The organism is Spirochaeta thermophila DSM 6192, from assembly GCF_000147075.1.
In the GTDB taxonomy this organism is placed as follows: domain Bacteria; phylum Spirochaetota; class Spirochaetia; order Winmispirales; family Winmispiraceae; genus Winmispira; species Winmispira thermophila_A.
Window position 1 is genome coordinate 1826308 of the sequence record NC_014484.1, and the last position, 16494, is coordinate 1842801.

General features: G+C 62.7%; 12 protein-coding genes. 9 read left to right on the forward strand and 3 right to left on the reverse strand.

The window, feature by feature from the left end; translation table 11 throughout:
• The gene (gene crcB / locus STHERM_RS08270) at positions 1-402 is read left to right on the forward strand and encodes a fluoride efflux transporter CrcB (protein WP_013314436.1); all 402 of its coding nucleotides are present in this window, start codon (positions 1-3) and stop codon (positions 400-402) included.
• A 10-nt stretch (positions 403-412) separates the two neighbouring features.
• On the forward strand, positions 413-727 hold the full coding sequence (locus STHERM_RS08275; protein ID WP_013314437.1) for a DUF190 domain-containing protein: 315 nt from the start codon (positions 413-415) through the stop codon (positions 725-727).
• 137 nt (positions 728-864) lie between these two features.
• Here the strand turns inward: STHERM_RS08275 and STHERM_RS08280 are convergent, their stop codons facing one another.
• Positions 865-3345, reverse strand: a complete 2481-nt coding sequence (locus tag STHERM_RS08280; protein ID WP_013314438.1) for a gliding motility-associated C-terminal domain-containing protein — start codon at positions 3343-3345, stop codon at positions 865-867.
• Between the two features lie 161 nt (positions 3346-3506).
• Here STHERM_RS08280 and STHERM_RS08285 point away from each other — a divergent pair, with 161 nt between their 5' ends.
• From STHERM_RS08285 to rpe, 5 genes are all read left to right on the forward strand, one after another.
• Positions 3507-5051 (forward strand): glycosyltransferase family 1 protein, encoded by a 1545-nt coding sequence (locus tag STHERM_RS08285; RefSeq protein ID WP_013314439.1) that lies wholly within the window; start codon positions 3507-3509, stop codon positions 5049-5051.
• A gap of 172 nt (positions 5052-5223) precedes the next feature.
• Positions 5224-8811, forward strand: coding sequence for a pyruvate:ferredoxin (flavodoxin) oxidoreductase (nifJ, locus tag STHERM_RS08290; RefSeq protein WP_013314440.1), 3588 nt, complete (start codon positions 5224-5226; stop codon positions 8809-8811).
• Positions 8812-8910: 99 nt separating this feature from the next.
• Positions 8911-9429, forward strand: a complete 519-nt coding sequence (locus STHERM_RS08295; RefSeq protein ID WP_013314441.1) for a flavin reductase family protein — start codon at positions 8911-8913, stop codon at positions 9427-9429.
• 286 nt (positions 9430-9715) lie between these two features.
• Positions 9716-10066 carry a PilZ domain-containing protein gene (locus tag STHERM_RS08300; RefSeq protein WP_013314442.1) on the forward strand — a complete coding sequence of 117 codons (351 nt, stop codon included), beginning with the start codon at positions 9716-9718 and terminating at the stop codon, positions 10064-10066.
• Positions 10067-10129: 63 nt separating this feature from the next.
• On the forward strand, positions 10130-10777 hold the full coding sequence (rpe, locus tag STHERM_RS08305; RefSeq protein WP_013314443.1) for a ribulose-phosphate 3-epimerase: 648 nt from the start codon (positions 10130-10132) through the stop codon (positions 10775-10777).
• Here rpe and rpiA read toward each other — a convergent pair whose 3' ends face one another.
• Positions 10778-11467 carry a ribose 5-phosphate isomerase A gene (rpiA, locus tag STHERM_RS08310; RefSeq protein WP_013314444.1) on the reverse strand — a complete coding sequence of 230 codons (690 nt, stop codon included), beginning with the start codon at positions 11465-11467 and terminating at the stop codon, positions 10778-10780.
• Positions 11468-11645: 178 nt separating this feature from the next.
• Between rpiA and metE the strand changes: the two genes are divergently transcribed.
• Both metE and STHERM_RS08320 read left to right on the forward strand, forming a co-directional pair.
• Entirely contained in the window at positions 11646-13913 is a 2268-nt protein-coding gene (gene metE / locus STHERM_RS08315) for a 5-methyltetrahydropteroyltriglutamate--homocysteine S-methyltransferase (RefSeq protein ID WP_013314445.1), read from the forward strand.
• A gap of 71 nt (positions 13914-13984) precedes the next feature.
• The gene (locus tag STHERM_RS08320; RefSeq protein WP_013314446.1) at positions 13985-15463 is read left to right on the forward strand and encodes a DEAD/DEAH box helicase; all 1479 of its coding nucleotides are present in this window, start codon (positions 13985-13987) and stop codon (positions 15461-15463) included.
• On the opposite strand, the gene STHERM_RS08325 is transcribed toward STHERM_RS08320, so the two are convergent.
• On the reverse strand, positions 15464-16477 hold the full coding sequence (locus STHERM_RS08325) for a hypothetical protein (protein ID WP_041623479.1): 1014 nt from the start codon (positions 16475-16477) through the stop codon (positions 15464-15466). It lies immediately after the preceding gene.
• Between the last annotated feature and the right edge of the window lie 17 nt (positions 16478-16494).

The following is a 16494-nucleotide window of genomic DNA, read 5'->3' on the forward strand; positions in this document are numbered from 1 at the left end:
ATGCATCTTGCCCTCATCGTCGCGGTCGCAATAGGCGGGGCAGGGGGCGCGGTCTCCCGCTTCCTCCTCTCCTCCCTCATCTCGACTCAGAGCGGCGGGACCTTCCCCTGGGGCACCGTGGTGGTGAACCTCATGGGGAGCTTCCTCCTCGCCTTCGTGATGGGACTCTCGGAGCGCCTCTCCCTCTCTCCCGCGACCAGGTCGTTCATCACCGTGGGATTCCTGGGCGCCTTCACCACCTTCTCCACACTCACCTACGAGACCCTTACCCTCCTACGCGAGGGCGACTACCTCCCCGCCCTGCTCTACAGCGGTGGACAGCTCCTCTGCGGCCTCATCGCCGCAGCGGCGGGCTTCCTCGCAGCCCGCATCGTGTGGTACGCTCTCTCCGGACGGATATGAGGAGGTACCGATGAAGGCCGTACGCCTGCGCATCTACACATCAGAGGACGAGAAGATAGGCCACCTCCCCCTCTACGAGGCCGTGGCCGAACAGGCGCGCACCCTGGGGCTCGCAGGCCTCACCGTGTTCAGGGGGATATTCGGCTTCGGGAGGGACAGACACATCCACACCGTGAAGGTCCTCTCCCTCTCTGAGAACCTCCCGGTGGTCCTCGAGCTCATCGACACCAGGGAACGCATCGAGGCCCTCCTCCCCTTCCTCGACACACACCTCAGGAACGGGATCTACACCCTGGAGGAGGTGGAGCTCCACATACCGCAGTAGAGGAAAGGGCTGAAGCGCCTTCCGGATCCCCGCGGCCCCGGCACACCACCGCGGTATCTCGAAGGCCGTTCCATCACACGGTGTGCACGAAAGAGGGGAGGCTCCGAGGCCTCCCCTCGCACACCCGCATCATCCGATCAGTTGCCGGACTTCTCCTTCAGGAGGAACTCCACCCTCCGGTTCACCCACCGCTTCTTGAGATCGCTGAAGGGCACGATGGGCCGAGAGCCCCCATAGCCCACGATGGAGAGCCGCGAGGGATCCACCCCCCTGGAGATGAGGGCCTTTCGCACTGCCTCGGCCCTCGCACGGGAGAGCGGGATAAGGACCTCCTGGTGCTCTATCTTCGCCCGCTCGGGATCGAACCAGAGGAGGGATACCGCATGGCCTTCGAGCTGCACGGTATACTGCGGGAACTTCTTGAGCATCGCGGCCACCTCGTCGAGGGTGCGGAGATTCTCCTCACGGATCTCAGGCGGCACCTTGTCGGTGTAGTCAGCGGTGAAGGGCGCAAAGTGGATGTCGGGCACGCTGATGTAGGCTCCGCCGTCCTTGATCACCACGTACACGTCGGTCACCACCAGGGCCGAGGCCTTCGCCACGTTGCCGCCGAGATCCGTAACTGTGAAGACCACGGGATACTCGTGGGCCTGTTCCGCCAGGTCGCCCGACTCGAAGAAGCCGTCCCATACGATCTGGGCCGGAGGCTCCCCTCCTCCCGAGAAAGTTTGCCTCCGATCCTTGTTGGTGATCATCAGCTCCCACGACTCGATACCCGCCTCGTCCCTCACCTCGGGGATGAAGGCCACCACCTCATCCCTTCCGTCGCCGTCGGGCGAGAATGGGACGGGCTCGGCACTCACGGACACCTCAGGGGGCACGGTGTCCACCCACACCGAAAGGGGGGGACTCTCGAGTACGGTTCCCTTCTCGCCGTACGTCACAGAGGCCACGATCTCATATCGTCCGTCGGGCACCTCCATGGTGAGGAGCCGCTCCGTGGAGATGGTGAAGGGAATGACGATGCCTTCCACTCCGAGCATCTCCTGATCGACCACATAGCGCTCGCCCTGAGGCGTGGTGATGGTGATGACCAGCCGGTTCACGGGAAGCCCTTCATCGCCGGTCACCGTGATCTCGAGCGAATCCCTCACCCCGTCGCCGTTGGGAGAAAAGCCGGGATGGTCCACCGCGAGCCCTATCTGAGGCAGGGCGTAGCTCACCGCGATCTCGTTTACCTCGGCCATCCCCAGGTTCCCAGCCTCATCCCTGGCATAGACGCGATAGGTGTAGAGACCTTCCGGGACCTTCTTGCCGGTCTCATCCGTACCGTCCCATACGAAGTCACCCAGACCGCCTTCCCAGGTGCGTGTGAGTACGAGCTGCCCCTGAGGTGAACGGACTTCCGATGTCCAGACCACATCCTTGTCGGGTGAGGTCTGCTCCACGACGAACACATCCTGGAACCCGTCGTCGTTGGGAGAGAGCTTCCTGGGCCCGTACTGGAGGAGCGCTACCGGAGGCTGGGTATCGATCACTACCGGCACCTCGGTCACCGCGACAGTTCCCGAGAGATACTCGGTCTCCAGGCGCAGGGTATACTCGCCGTCGGGCAGCACGGTATCGTCGAACCGGCCGTTGAACACGTAGGTAGTGGGAAGCTCGAACGAACTCACCGAAGCGAGGACCCTGCCATCCGCATCCCTCACCTCGCCACGCACCCCCACGATCTGACCCGGCGACCTGTCCACCAGGGTGATCACACAGAAATCCTGTACATCGTCCGCATTGGGAGAGATGTGATCGGGCTCGGCCTTCACCACCACCTGCTTGGGCGCGGCATCGACCACCACAGGCCCCGCCTTCGTGGAGAAAGCGTTCCCCGCCCTGTCGGTGGAGGAGAGCACGTAGTAGTACTCCCCGTCGGGGATGATCGTGCCGTCTGAGAGCTTCCCGTTCCAGAAGATGGAAGCGGGCGCACCGTTCTCGAGCACGTAGCGGAACACCTCGGTACCATCCTCCCTCTGGACGCTCATGATCCACTGCTCCTCGGTGCTACCCGACTGCTCCACCACGATGGTGTCCTTGCTCCCGTCTCCGTTCGGGGAAAAGATGGGTTCGGGGATCCGCACCTGTGCGGAGGGAGGGGTATTGTCCACCACGACGGAAATGGAGGAGGTGGAGGTCTGTCCCAGGTGGTCGGTCACGGTCAGCGAGCACGTGTACGAGCCTTCCGGCACGGCGCGCCCCTCGGCATCGGTCCCGCTCCACTCGACAGAGGAGGGGATCTCCACCGAAGGCCGTTTCTTGAGCCCCAGCGAGATGAGGAGATTGCTAAAGAAACCGGGTTTCGGCAGGGGCTCGCTCTGTGCGGTGAAGACCACCTTCCCCCCCTCGTCCTGGATCACGATCCTGTAATCCTGGATCGAGGTATTCGCCGTCACGGAGAGGGGAATGACGATCGAGTCCTGCACCCCGGGAGAGGCCCCGGGGGAGATATACACCGCATCCTCCTCTCCGAGCGAGACGACAGGAGGTCCTTCTTCCTTCTTCCCCCCTGCGAACAGCAGTGCGGGGAGAAGGACGAGCATTGCGACAACGGTCCAGCATCGTTTCATCTATGTCCCCCTTCCGACACAGTATACCCCCTCATGCCGGGTTTGTACAACTATATTCCGCTTCCAGATCACCTCTGCCCCATGATACACGACCGGCATCCGTCTCCTCCTGCTTCACGTCCCCCTTGCCTGCCGATCCCTCCTCCCGTAGAGTATGGCGCATGAGGATCGGGATCGTGCACTACCACCTCAGACCCGGGGGGGTCACCTCGGTCATCACCGACGGGGTACGGGGCCTTCTCACCCACTGGGAGGACGTCTCCATCCGTCTCATTACGGGCTCACGCGAGGACACCGACAGGGTGCTCCGATCCATCGGTGCAGCCTCCGACTCGCGGGTGGAGGTGAGGGTGCATCCCCAGGTGGGCTACCACGACCAGGACGCCCCTCTTCCCGACGCGACCCGCATAGAGGAGATACGACGTATCCTCACCACCGAGGCGGGCGAGTGCGACCTCCTCTGGGTGCACAACTACCACCTGGGCAAGAACCCGGCCTTCACCGAGGCCCTCCTCCGCACCATCGACGACCTCCCCTCCCGTCGTTTCCTCCTTCACATCCACGACTTCCCGGAGAGCGGTCGCTACCAGAACCTCGCATCCCTCCACCTGGTGACCCGCTCCCCCCTCTACCCCACCGGCCCCAACGTCCGCTACGCCCTCATCAACCGGCGCGACCTGCGCATCCTCAGGGAAGCCGGCATCCCGGCCGACCGCCTCTTCCTGCTGGAGAACCCCTACCACCCCCTTCCCCCGCCCACACTCACCGACCCCCGCCCGGTCCTCCTCACGCGCCTCGCCCCCCACCTCTCCCCCGCCACCCCCCTCCACCTCTCCCCCATCCGCACCATACGCAGGAAGAACGTCCTGGAAGGGGCCCTCCTCTCCCGCCTCCTCTCGCCCGACGCCCTCTACGCCGTCTCCCTCCCCGGCACCTCGCAGCAGGAGACGGCCTACTCCGAACTCGTGGAAGCCTGTTACCGCGAAGGCCTCATACGGGGCCTCTTCCCCCTCGGGCCCCTTGCCGAGCAGGTAGGCCTCCCCTTTCCGACCACCCTCCACGCCGCCGACCTCCTCGTGAGCTCCTCGGTCCAGGAAGGCTTCGGATACCTCTTCATCCAGGCCCTCGACGTGGGCAAACCCCTCCTCGCCCGCAGACTCGACATCCTGGAAGGCTTCGAGGAGATCTTCACCGACTACCCCGCCTTCCTTTACTCCGACGTCCGCATCCCCGCATCCCTCGTGGACACACACCTCATCCCCATCCCCGAACTCGCCGAGGCCTACCGTCGCAAGCTCCGCACCATCACCCCCCTCCTCCCCCCCTCGCTGGGGGAGTCCCTCGACGCGCAGCTCAGGGAGGAGTTCGAATCCTCTGCCATCGACTTCTCCTACCTCCCCGTACCCGCCCAGAAGGCCCTCCTCCACCTCATCACCGAGACGCCCCACACCCTGGAATCGATCCGCACCGCCAACGCCACCCTCCTCGAACAAGCCGCCGAGACCCTCACCCGCCCCCTCCCCCCCGACACCCGGGACCGTCTCGCCCGATTTTCACTCGAAGCCCACCTCGTGACCCTCGCCCGAATACTCGAGAGCTACACCCTCCCCGCAACCCCCGATCCTCCCCATCCGGAGGGCATCCCCGATCAGGTGCTCCACGCCTTTGCACGCAAGGAATACCTCAGGCTCCTCTACGATTTCTGAGCCCACCCGTCCCCGGGAACCTCCCTGCCGCAGGCTTCCCCTCACAAAAAAGAGATAAAATTTTCCTCAATGGCACTCCCTCCTCCCCGCTTTTTCCTTCCTTGCACTTGCAATCCCCCCTGAATAAGGCTATAGTGGAGGTAATCCAATCCCATACAAAAGAGGTTGAATCATGGCCGATACGAAGCGCATGATCACCATTGATGGGAACACCGCAGCGGCATACGTTGCGCACGCCACCAATGAGGTGATCGCTATCTATCCCATCACACCCTCTTCCCCCATGGGCGAGCTCTCCGACGCCTACTCCGCCGCGGGGAAGAAGAACATCTGGGGGACGGTCCCCACCGTGGTGGAGATGCAGTCCGAGGCCGGAGCCGCGGGTGCGGTCCACGGCGCCCTCACCACCGGGGCCCTCACCACCACCTTCACCGCCTCCCAGGGCCTGCTCCTCATGATCCCCAACATGTTCAAGATCGCGGGCGAGCTCACTCCCACGGTCTTCCACATCGCCGCCCGGTCGGTCGCCTGTCAGGCCCTCTCCATCTTCGGAGACCACTCCGACGTGATGGCGGCCAGGTCCACCGGCTTCGCCATGCTCGCCTCCAACAACGTGCAGGAGGTGATGGACTTCGCCCTCATCGCCCAGGCCGCCAGTCTCGAGTCACGCATCCCCTTCCTGCACTTCTTCGACGGATTCCGCGTCTCCCACGAGATCCAGAAGGTCGAGGAGATCCCCTACGATGTGATGAAGGAGATGCTCCCCCAGGAGCTCATCGCCGCGCACCGGGCGAGGGCCCTCGACCCCGAACATCCCACCCTCAAGGGCACCAGTCAGAACCCTGACGTCTTCTTCACGGCCCGGGAGACGGTGAACAAGTACTACCAGGCCACACCCGCCGTCGTCCAGAAGGTGATGGATACGTTCGCGCGGCTCACCGGCAGGCAGTACCACCTCTTCGACTACGTGGGAGCACCCGACGCCGAGCGGGTGGTCGTGCTCATGGGCTCCGGCGCCGACACCATGGAGGAGACGGTCGAGTACCTCGTGGCACGCGGAGAGAAGGTGGGAGTCCTCAAGGTACGCCTCTTCAGGCCCTTCGACGCCCAGGCCTTCGTCGACGCCCTGCCCGCCACGGTGAAGGCCATCGCCGTGCTCGATCGCACCAAGGAGCCTGGTTCCATCGGCGAACCCCTTTACGAGGACGTGCGCACCGCCATCGGCGAGGTGATGGGATCGGGGAACTCCAAGTTCTCCACCTACCCCGTGGTGGTCGGCGGACGCTACGGCCTGGGCTCCAAGGAGTTCACCCCCGCCATGTGCAAGGCCGTCCTCGACAACCTCAAGGAGAAGCAGCCCAAGAACCACTTCACCGTGGGGATCAAGGACGACGTCACCTTCACGAGCCTCGACTGGGACCCCTCCTTCTCCACCGAGGACGACGAGACCTTCCGGGCGATCTTCTACGGCCTCGGCTCGGACGGCACCGTGGGAGCCAACAAGAACAGCATCAAGATCATCGGTGAGAGCACCGACAACTACGCCCAGGGCTACTTCGTGTACGACTCCAAGAAGGCCGGAACCGTGACGGTCTCACACCTCAGGTTCGGGAAGAAACCCATCAAGGGCGCCTACCTCATCTCCGACGCCCACTTCCTCGCCTGCCACAAGTTCAGCTTCCTCGAGAAGTACGACATGCTCGGCAAGCTCAGGAAGGGCGGCACCTTCCTCCTCGCATCCCCCTACGGCAAGGACGAGGTGTGGGCTCACCTCCCGGCCGAGGTACAGAAGCAGATCATCGACAAGGAAGCGAAGTTCTACGTCATCAATGCCCACAAGATCGCGGAAGAGGTGGGCATGCCCGGCAGGATCAACGTGATCATGCAGACCGCCTTCTTCAAGATCGCCGGCATCCTCCCCGAGCAGCAGGCCATCCAGCTCATCAAGGAGTCCATCGTCAAGACCTACGGCAAGAAAGGGAAAGATGTTGTCGACAAGAACCTCAAGGCCGTGGATCGGGCTCTCGAGGCCCTCGAAGAGGTGCAGTATCCGAAGCAGGTGACGAGCACCATCCACATGAAGCCACCGGTGCCGGAGCATGCCCCCCCGTTCGTGAAAGAGGTGCTCGGCGAGATCATCGCAGGGCGGGGCGACGACCTGCCGGTGTCGAAGCTCCCGGACGATGGCACCTATCCCACCGGCACCACCAAGTACGAGAAGCGCAACATCGCCGAGAAGGTGCCCGTATGGGATCCGGACGTGTGTATCCAGTGCGGTGATTGTTCGGCGGTCTGCCCCCATGCGGTCATCCGGCTCAAGGTCTACGAGGAGAAACACCTCGAAGGGGCGCCGGCCGGCTTCAAGTTCACCGATGCAAAGGGCAAGGACTTCGCCGGTCTCAAGTTCACCATCCAGATCTCTCCCGAAGACTGCACCGGGTGCGGCGCATGTGTGAACATCTGCCCGGCCTACAAGAAGGACGAGCAGGGCAACAAGACCGACCGCAAGGCCATCAACATGGAGGACTACACCGAGGAGATCCGGGAGAAGGAGATGAAGAACTGGGAGTTCTTCCTCACCCTTCCCTATCCCGACAGGACTAACCTCAACGTGGCCACCACCAAGGGATCCCAGCTCCTCGAGCCCCTCTTCGAGTTCTCGGGCGCATGCGCCGGATGTGGTGAGACCCCCTACGTGAAGCTCCTCACCCAGCTCTTCGGGGACAGGACCGTGATCGCGAACGCCACGGGGTGTTCCTCCATCTACGGCGGGAACCTCCCCACCACACCCTACACCACCCGTGCGGACGGGCGGGGGCCGGCATGGTCGAACTCCCTGTTCGAAGATGCGGCCGAGTTCGGTTACGGGATGCGCCTCACCGCGGAGAAGCTCATGGAATACGGCAAGGAGCTGATCGCCCGCATGCTCGCGGACAAGGCCGACGTCTCCCCTGAACTCCTCGACCGCCTCCTCCAGAACCCGCAGCGCTCGTATGAAGAGGTGGAGCGCCAGCGTGCCGACGTGGCCGCCCTCAAGGATGCCCTCAAGAAGAGCACCCACCCTGTGGCGAAGGATCTCCTCGCAGTGGCGGACTACCTCGTGCGGAAGTCCGTCTGGATCCTCGGCGGCGACGGATGGGCCTACGACATCGGCTACGGCGGGCTCGATCACGTCCTCGCCTCGGGCCGCGACGTGAACGTCCTCGTGCTCGACACCGAAGTCTACTCCAACACCGGCGGTCAGATGTCCAAGGCCACGCCGCTCGGCGCCATCGCCAAGTTCGCCGCAGGCGGCAAGCCCATCCGCAAGAAAGACCTCGGCCTCATGGCCATGAGCTACGGCTACGTCTACGTGGCCCGGGTCGCCATGGGCTACAACCGCATCCAGACCATCAAGGCCTTCCTTGAGGCCGAGGCATACCCCGGTCCCTCCATCATCATCGCCTACAGCCACTGTGTGGCCCACGGCATCGACATGGCCAAGGGTATGGATCAGCAGAAGGCCGCGGTCCAGAGCGGCATGTGGCCCCTCTACCGCTACAACCCGCTCCTCTCCGAAGAGGGCAAGAACCCGCTCGTCCTCGACTCCAGGGAACCCAACCTCCCTGTCGAGGAGTATCTCTACAAGGAGATCCGGTTCCGGGCCCTCAAGGAGATGAACCCGGAGAAGGCGAGCGCCTTCCTCGAAGAGGCGAAGAAGAACGTGCAGCAGCAGTACCGTTTCTACAAACACCTGGCGGACATGCCGGTGGAAGGCTGACACCTCCAGGGAGACCCATGAGCCCACCCCCCGGGGGTGGGCTTTTTCATGATTTCTGCTACACTGTGGAAAATGCATGTCACACAAGGGAGGCGAGCGATGGACTTCGTACCGGTCTCACTCGAACACCTTTCGTTCAACCCCTTCACCAGTACGGCCGAACGCTGGTTTCTCCTCACCGCAGGCAGCCGGGACACATGGAACACCATGACCTGCAGCTGGGGAACCTTCGGTACGCTCTGGCACAAGCCCGTCTGCATGGTCTTCGTCCGCCCCACGAGGTACACGCACCGCCTCATGGAAGAGAGCGAGACCTTCACCCTCTCCTTCCTCCCCGATGAGCACAGATCCATCCTCCAGTTCTGCGGGAGCCACTCCGGACGGGACGTGGACAAGGCAGCGGCCACCGGTCTCGTACCGGTCGAGCTCTCCGCCGGCATCGGATTCGCCCAGGCCGATCTCGTCATCGAATGCAGGAAGCTCGCCCGCTGGCCCATGCTCCCCGAAGGATTCCTCGACGCCGAGGCCATCGAGGTGCTCTATCCCAAGAAGGACTACCATACCATCTACGTGGGAGAGATCCTGGAGATCTGGGAGAAGCGCGAGGAGGAGGGCTGAGCCTCTCAAAAGGAGAAGGCCACCTCTCCGGAAGGCGGCCTTCTGTACCCGGAACACACGCCATGCGGAGCAACGCTCCGCATGGTCTAAAGCAATATACGTGCCAAATCACAACACATTGTGCTGCAATGACTTGAATCCCATCCCCTCCTCACGACATGGGAATATGGGTTGTAATGACACATTTCGGGCGGCTCCACCATGTCATTTTTACCCGCACTATGTTGCTGCTTACCCTGGTTTTTTTATCGGGGAGAGATTATACTTCTAGGAGGTGGAGGTCACGATGGGAGAACGGAGAAAAACCCCGCGTATACGCATCACCAAGGAGGTCACCGTCTCTCCGCTCGAGAGGGAGGTCTTCCTCGAGGTGAAGGCCCTCGACCTGGGTGAAGGCGGCATGCGTCTCTTGAGTCCGGAGGAGTTCCCCGTCGGAACCACCCTGTTCTTCACCATAGAGGTGGAAACCGACGACGGGATCGTGGATATCCAGGGAGAAGGGAACGTCATACACGTGAAGCCGGCCCCTGCCGGAGGATACGAGATAGGCCTCACCTTCTCCTACCTGCCCGATCTGGAGAGGGAGAAGCTTCAGGAGCTCATGCTCCTCCAGCGATACAGCGCACCCTCCCCATAACCCTTTACACATCCTGCGAAATCTGGCATAGGTTGACCGACCCCTGCGAGAGGAGTGCTCACGGTGTACAAACTGTCGGCTTCGATACTCAACGCCAACTTCGCCCGACTGGGAGACGAGATACGCGAGGTGGAGGACCTCATAGACGAGCTCCACCTCGATGTGATGGACGGACACTATGTCGACAACATCTCCTTCGGTCTTCCCGTCATAGGGACGCTGAGGAAGGAGTTCTCCTCCCTCGTCTTCGATACCCACCTCATGATCAGCCATCCCGAACGATACTGGGAGGAATTCATAGAGGCGGGGAGCGACATCCTCGTCTTCCACCTGGAGGCCACCACGAAGGCCTTCCTCATCCTCCAGCGCATCAAGGAGAAGGGGAGGCTGGCCGGCATCTCCCTCAACCCCGCCACCGATGTACGCCTCCTGGAGCCGGTGAAGGACATCCTCGACAGGGTACTCATCATGACCGTGGAGCCCGGGTTCGGAGGTCAGCGGTTCCTCACTCCCATGCTCAGAAAGATCGAACGGGCACGGGAGCTCCTCGGCGACAGGGTCGACATAGAGGTGGACGGGGGTATCAACCCGACGACCATCGCCGAGGCCAGATCCGCAGGGGCCACCACCTTCGTGGTGGGATCGTCGATCTTCCAGTCCGAGGACAAGCGGGGAGAGATCCTCCGTCTCCGCGAGGCCCTCGCCACCTGATCATTCCCCGAGGGTACGAACCTCTCCGGAAGGCAGCCCCACACAGACGGTGGGCCTGATCCGCGTGAAGAACCCGGTCTCGTACACTCCGGGGATGAGCCCGAGCCGTATCTCCATCTCCTCGGGATCCACGGGGGCAGGGAATCGGACGTCCACCAGGAGGTTGCCGTTGTCGGTCACGACCGGCCCCTGTTTCCCTGATCCGTGTCGGATCGTCCACTCCGCGCCCAGCGCCTCGAGGGCCTTGAGCACACAGGCCCTCGCTTCGGGGACCACCTCCACAGGAATGGGAAACCCCGTACCGATGTGGGGTACGAGCTTGCACTCCTCCACCACCACCACGAACCTCCGGGCATTGTAGGCCACCAGCTTCTCCCTGAAGAGGGCGCCGCCGCCGCCCTTCACCAGGTGGAGGGTGGGATCCACCTCGTCGGCCCCGTCGATGGCGAGGTCCACTTCCCCCCCTATCTCGGGGTCGTTGAGGGACCTCACCGGGATACCGAGCCGGTGCGCCTCCATCTCGCTCGCGAAGCTCGTCGCAACCCCCACGATGCCCGAGAGACGCCCCTCCCTCATGTGCTCCCCTATCCTCCGTATCGCCCACACCGCGGTCGAGCCCGTACCCAGTCCTACTCTCATGCCATCCTTCACATGGGTGTCCACCGCGTGGAATGCCACACGACGCTTCATCTCTTCTCTATCCACGACCTTCCCCCGAGTGAAATCTCAGAAGGCAGTATACGGGAATCTTCCCACCCCATCCAGTCCCGATACCTCCAGAGAGAAACGCCTCGATTGACAACTTCATGGGCTTCTTATAGTCTGACCCGGACAAAGAGTAAAGAGGCTCACGAGGAAAGGAGATGCCATGGAGACACACGTCATAGGATTTCCCCGCATAGGTGCCCGCAGGGAACTCAAGAAAGCAGTGGAGGCATACTGGAAAGGCGCTACAGACCGGTCTTCGCTCGAAGACACGGGAAAGCGGCTCATGGAATATGCATGGAAGACCCAGAAGGAGGCGGGACTCTCACTGGTGACAGTGGGTGACTTCTCGTACTACGACCATATCCTCGACATGGCCCTCGCGCTCTCCCTCATCCCCTCGCGATTCAAGAAAGAGGACTACCCCCACGACCTCGACCTCTCCTTCGCCCTCGCGCGGGGCGACAGGGAGCGCAACATCCCGGCCCTCGACATGACCAAGTGGTTCGATACCAACTACCACTACATCGTACCTGAACTGGAAGACTCCTCCTCGATCCGACTCGCGGAACACACCCGGATCGAGGAACAGGTGCATCTCGCCCGAAGTCTCGGCTACCGGGTGAAGGCCACCCTCCCCGGTCCCCTCACCTTCCTCTCCCTCGCCCGCGAGACCGGGGAGCGCCCCAGATGGTCCTTCGCCGACGAGGTGGGTAAGGCCTATGCGACGCTGCTCTCCCGTCTCGCCCCGCACTGCGAGTGGATACAGCTGGAGGAGCCGATCCTCGCCACCGACCTCTCCTCCCCCCAGAAGGAGGCATGGGCCTCGATCTACGCCCAGCTCTCCGACCACACGGAGAGGATCCTGGTGGCCTGCTACTTCGGGCCAGTGGGAGAGAACATCGAGCTCCTCCTCTCCTCCGGCGTACGGGGCATCCACCTCGACCTCACACGCGAGGGGGTCGAGGTCCTCTCCCGGATTCCCGAAGACAGGGTCGTCTCCCTCGGGGTGATAGACGGACGGAACGTCTGGCGGGCCGACCTGGAGGCGGCGGCCCGGATAGTCGAACCGCAGGTGGCCCGAAGAGGAGACGACAAGACGATGCTCTCCTCTTCGTGCTCGCTCCTCCATGTGCCCATCGACCTCGAGCTCGAGACAGCACTCCCCGAGTACATCAAGGAATGGCTCGCCTTCGCCGTGCAAAAGTGCAGGGAACTGAGTCTCCTCGCACGTTACCTCACGAACGGAGAGACAGGTCCGGAATGGGAGAGCTCACGAAAGGCAGCCGAGGCGAGGAGACGGCATCCCGAGGTCATGATCCCCCGCGTGAGGGAACGCGTGGCATCCGTCACAGGTACACAGCTTACCCGCTCCCTTCCCTTTGCCGATCGCAAGCCCCTCCAGCAGGAGAAGCTGGGCCTTCCACTCTTCCCCACCACCACCATCGGCTCCTTCCCCCAGACCCCCGAGATCCGCAAGGTGAGAGCCCGGTTCAAGAGGGGGGAGATCACCCGGGAGGAGTACGAGACCTATATGGAGGGCGAGATAGAGAGGGTCATACGGGAACAGGAGGCCCTCGGCCTGGACGTCCTGGTGCACGGAGAGCCGGAACGGAACGATATGGTGGAGTACTTCGCAGAACTCCTGCCGGGCTACTGCACCACGACCAATGGGTGGGTGCAGAGCTATGGGACTCGATGCGTGAAGCCCCCCATCATCTACGGCGACGTCCACCGCTCCGAGCCCATGACCATTCGGTGGATCACCTACGCCCAGTCGCTCACCTCCCGGCCGGTGAAAGGCATGCTCACGGGGCCGGTCACCATGCTCAAGTGGAGTTTCGTCCGGGACGACATCCCCGCCCGGGACGTCGCGTTCCAGATCGCCCTCGCACTCAGGGACGAGGTGGCGGACCTCGAAGCTCAGGGCATAACCGTCATCCAGATAGACGAGCCCGCCATCAGGGAGGGGCTCCCCCTGAGAAGGACGCAGTGGGAGGAGTATCTCACCTGGGCCACCGACGCCTTCCGCCTCGCGAGCTCGGGGGCGGCCCCCGACACACAGATCCACACCCACATGTGTTACAGCGATTTCGAGGACATCATCGAGTGGATCGCCCGGCTCGACGCCGACGTCATCAGCATAGAGGCCTCGCGGAGCGACATGCAGCTCCTCGAGGCGTTCCACCGCTTCGACTACCCCAACGACATCGGACCGGGTGTATACGACGTGCACAGTCCCAGGATCCCCGGCATCGAGGAGATGTACCGCCTCCTCAAGAAGGCCCTCGAGGTGATCGCCCCCGGGCAGCTCTGGGTGAACCCTGATTGCGGACTCAAGACCCGTGCCTGGGAGGAGGTGCGTCCCTCCCTCACCAACATGGTGGAAGCCGCTCGGAGACTCAGGAAGGAGTACGACGGGAGGAAATGAAAAACTTTCCTTGACAAATAACCCAAGCCCTTATATGGTAAAAGCATATACTCAACGGTGAGGGATTCCAAGTGGGACGACAGACAAAGAGCACGCTGCAGAACGGTATCCCTGCGATCTTCCAGAATCCTGAGGTCGAGGCCCTTCTTGCGAAAGGGAAGGATGTGATCATCCAGGTGGAAGAGGGGGAATTCCCCTACCCCGCCTACTTCTTCAGAGGGTTCCCCAAGGTGGTGGAACGTGAAGGTCTCTACCTCACCCCCACGGAACAGCGCATCATCGATCTCATCCGCGAGGCAGGGATGCACCCTGCCTCGCTTCCCGAGCTCCTCTTCCTGGGGGGCAGGACCACCCCGAGACGGGAGGCCCAGGCGCTGGCCTTCCCCTCCCACGCCGTCTGCTGTACCGCCACACGCCTCATAGACCATATACGGAGGGACAACCTCTCCCTCCAGCACATCAGGCGTGTCGTGATGGAATATCCGCAGGACGAAGAGACCGCGGAGATATTCAAGGCCGATGTGGAGTTCGTTCTCTCGAAGGTGCCTTCACACCCGCAGTGCATCGTCCTCGCCTCCGACCCGCAACGTGCAGTCGCCGACCTCAAGGACGTCCTCTCCCATCCGCAGATCGTGCCCCTCTCCAGCTGGAAGAAGAGCCGAACCGAAAAGGCGTGGTTTCCCCTGGAGGCCCCCGACCGGATGGCCGAGGCCGTAGCCGACCTCATCCTGAGCCATGACCTCAAGAAGGTGATCTGCTACGTCCCCGACACGCTCACCGAGAAGCTGAGACGGACATTCATCAGGATGCACATCTCCTTCGCTTCCATACTCCGGGACTCCTCGCCCGGGTCAGAGGATCGCGCACTCAAGAAGTTCAAGACCCTCGACGCCGAGGTGCTCCTCCTGGAAGCCCCCCGCCCATTCCCCTCCCTCTACACGGCAAAGGCCGTCATCTTCGCCGGTATTCCGGGTCCGGAGATCTTCCTCCAGGGGAAACGCTGTCTGAGCGAGCACATACCTCTCACACACCTGTTCCTCCTCGCCCCCCAGAGCGAGGAGGAGCGGATCCATGAGCTCGAAAGCCGGGTGGGCTCGATCGCACGGCGGGAACCTCCTGACGAGGAGGCCGTGGCGAGGGGATTCCTCGAGCGCGTCCTGGAATGCCTCGACAGGCAAAACCCTCATGCCATCGAACCATACAGGAAGGCCTTCAGGAAGGCGGTGCCCTTCTTCCGCAGGGCGGACGTGGCCGCCTATCTCGTACGGAACATCCTTTCCGACTCTGCCCGGAGCCTCCTGCCCATGCAGGACATATTCTTCAGCATGGGGAAGAACCGCAAGATCTTTCCGGAAGATCTCAAGGAACTCGTGCTCTCGGTGGAGGGGCTCACCGAAGAGGACATCGGGGAGATCCGGGTGCTCGACAACTATTCCTTCGTGGAAGTGAGCGAGCCGTTCGCGGAGAAGGTCATCTCCACCCTCAACGGTACGGACTTCAAGGGGAAACGGCTCACGGTCAACTACGGCAAACGGAGGAGTGGGAGGTGATCACCCTCCCATGAGATAGTCCACGCCCATGAGGATGAGAATCCCCTCGACCACCACGGAGAGCACGAGCGAGAGCGCCGCCAGGAGGAGGATGCCCCAGCCTTTCCACCACATCCTCGAGAGGCGGGCGTACCGGTGGATGGTGTAGCCGTGGAGCAGGGGATCGGCGGCCCCCGTCTCCACCTCCCTCACCTCCAAGACGAAGGAATCCCCCTCCTCTCTCACCCTGTAGCGTCTGTCGCCGACCTCCCATGACGTCCCTTCCTCGGGCCTCCTCCTGCACGCCTTCCATGGGAGGGTCGCCTGCTCATAGGTCACGAGCGCCTTCTTCCCCATCCTCCATAGCTTCCTGTGGAGGTAGTACCCGAACACGGCAGGAGGGAAGAAGACGGAGACAGGGAGGAACGCCGCGGTGAGGGAGAGGAGTCCCTCCAGATAGTGGGTCTGGATGGACACGCTGCCGAAGAGGAGCAGGAGCAGCATCCCCACCCCCATGAAAGGCACCGTGAGAGGGTTCCAGAACTCGTTCACGCTCCGCGCGGAGGCGATGACCGAATGGACGAGGTGGTGGAGGGGTACACTGTAGAGTACGAGCACGGGTTCCGACTGGGGATCGAGGACGATCTTGCCGTTCTCCTCCCTCACCCTCCCCGCCAGGTAGACACTCGCCCCCGAAGGAAGGTGATGCACGTCCTCCGCATGGAGCACCTCCATCCCACCCAGGCGGGCCTCCTCGCTCCCGGGAAGGAGGTGCAGGAGTACACGCGAAAGATCCACCCAGACGAGGAGTCCGTTGCACCTGACCCACAGGTAGTGGTCACGGACCAGGGAATCCACCGTCCCGAGAAACCGCCACTTCCGCCCCGTCAGAGGTTTGCCGGGACTCCAGAGGGGAAAGAGGAGGGATCCGTAGAACCGTCTCCGCCAGCGGAACCACCGGTACCACTGGAAGACCCCTCCCCCGCCGGGAATGAGTATGTAGCAGAGGAGAAAGACCGCTGTGAGGATCGTCATGCTCATCTCTGGACCCA

Excerpts from the sequence above, each read along its gene's own strand:
- STHERM_RS08275 (WP_013314437.1), top strand. The coding sequence starts at position 413 with ATGAAGGCCGTACGCCTGCGCATCTACACATCAGAGGACGAGAAGATA.
- STHERM_RS08325 (WP_041623479.1), bottom strand. The coding sequence starts at position 16,477 with ATGACGATCCTCACAGCGGTCTTTCTCCTCTGCTACATACTCATTCCC.
- crcB (WP_013314436.1), top strand. The coding sequence starts at position 1 with ATGCATCTTGCCCTCATCGTCGCGGTCGCAATAGGCGGGGCAGGGGGC.
- rpiA (WP_013314444.1), bottom strand. The coding sequence starts at position 11,467 with ATGAAGCGTCGTGTGGCATTCCACGCGGTGGACACCCATGTGAAGGAT.
- metE (WP_013314445.1), top strand. The coding sequence starts at position 11,646 with ATGGAGACACACGTCATAGGATTTCCCCGCATAGGTGCCCGCAGGGAA.
- nifJ (WP_013314440.1), top strand. The coding sequence starts at position 5,224 with ATGGCCGATACGAAGCGCATGATCACCATTGATGGGAACACCGCAGCG.
- STHERM_RS08295 (WP_013314441.1), top strand. The coding sequence starts at position 8,911 with ATGGACTTCGTACCGGTCTCACTCGAACACCTTTCGTTCAACCCCTTC.
- STHERM_RS08280 (WP_013314438.1), bottom strand. The coding sequence starts at position 3,345 with ATGAAACGATGCTGGACCGTTGTCGCAATGCTCGTCCTTCTCCCCGCA.
- STHERM_RS08285 (WP_013314439.1), top strand. The coding sequence starts at position 3,507 with ATGAGGATCGGGATCGTGCACTACCACCTCAGACCCGGGGGGGTCACC.
- STHERM_RS08300 (WP_013314442.1), top strand. The coding sequence starts at position 9,716 with ATGGGAGAACGGAGAAAAACCCCGCGTATACGCATCACCAAGGAGGTC.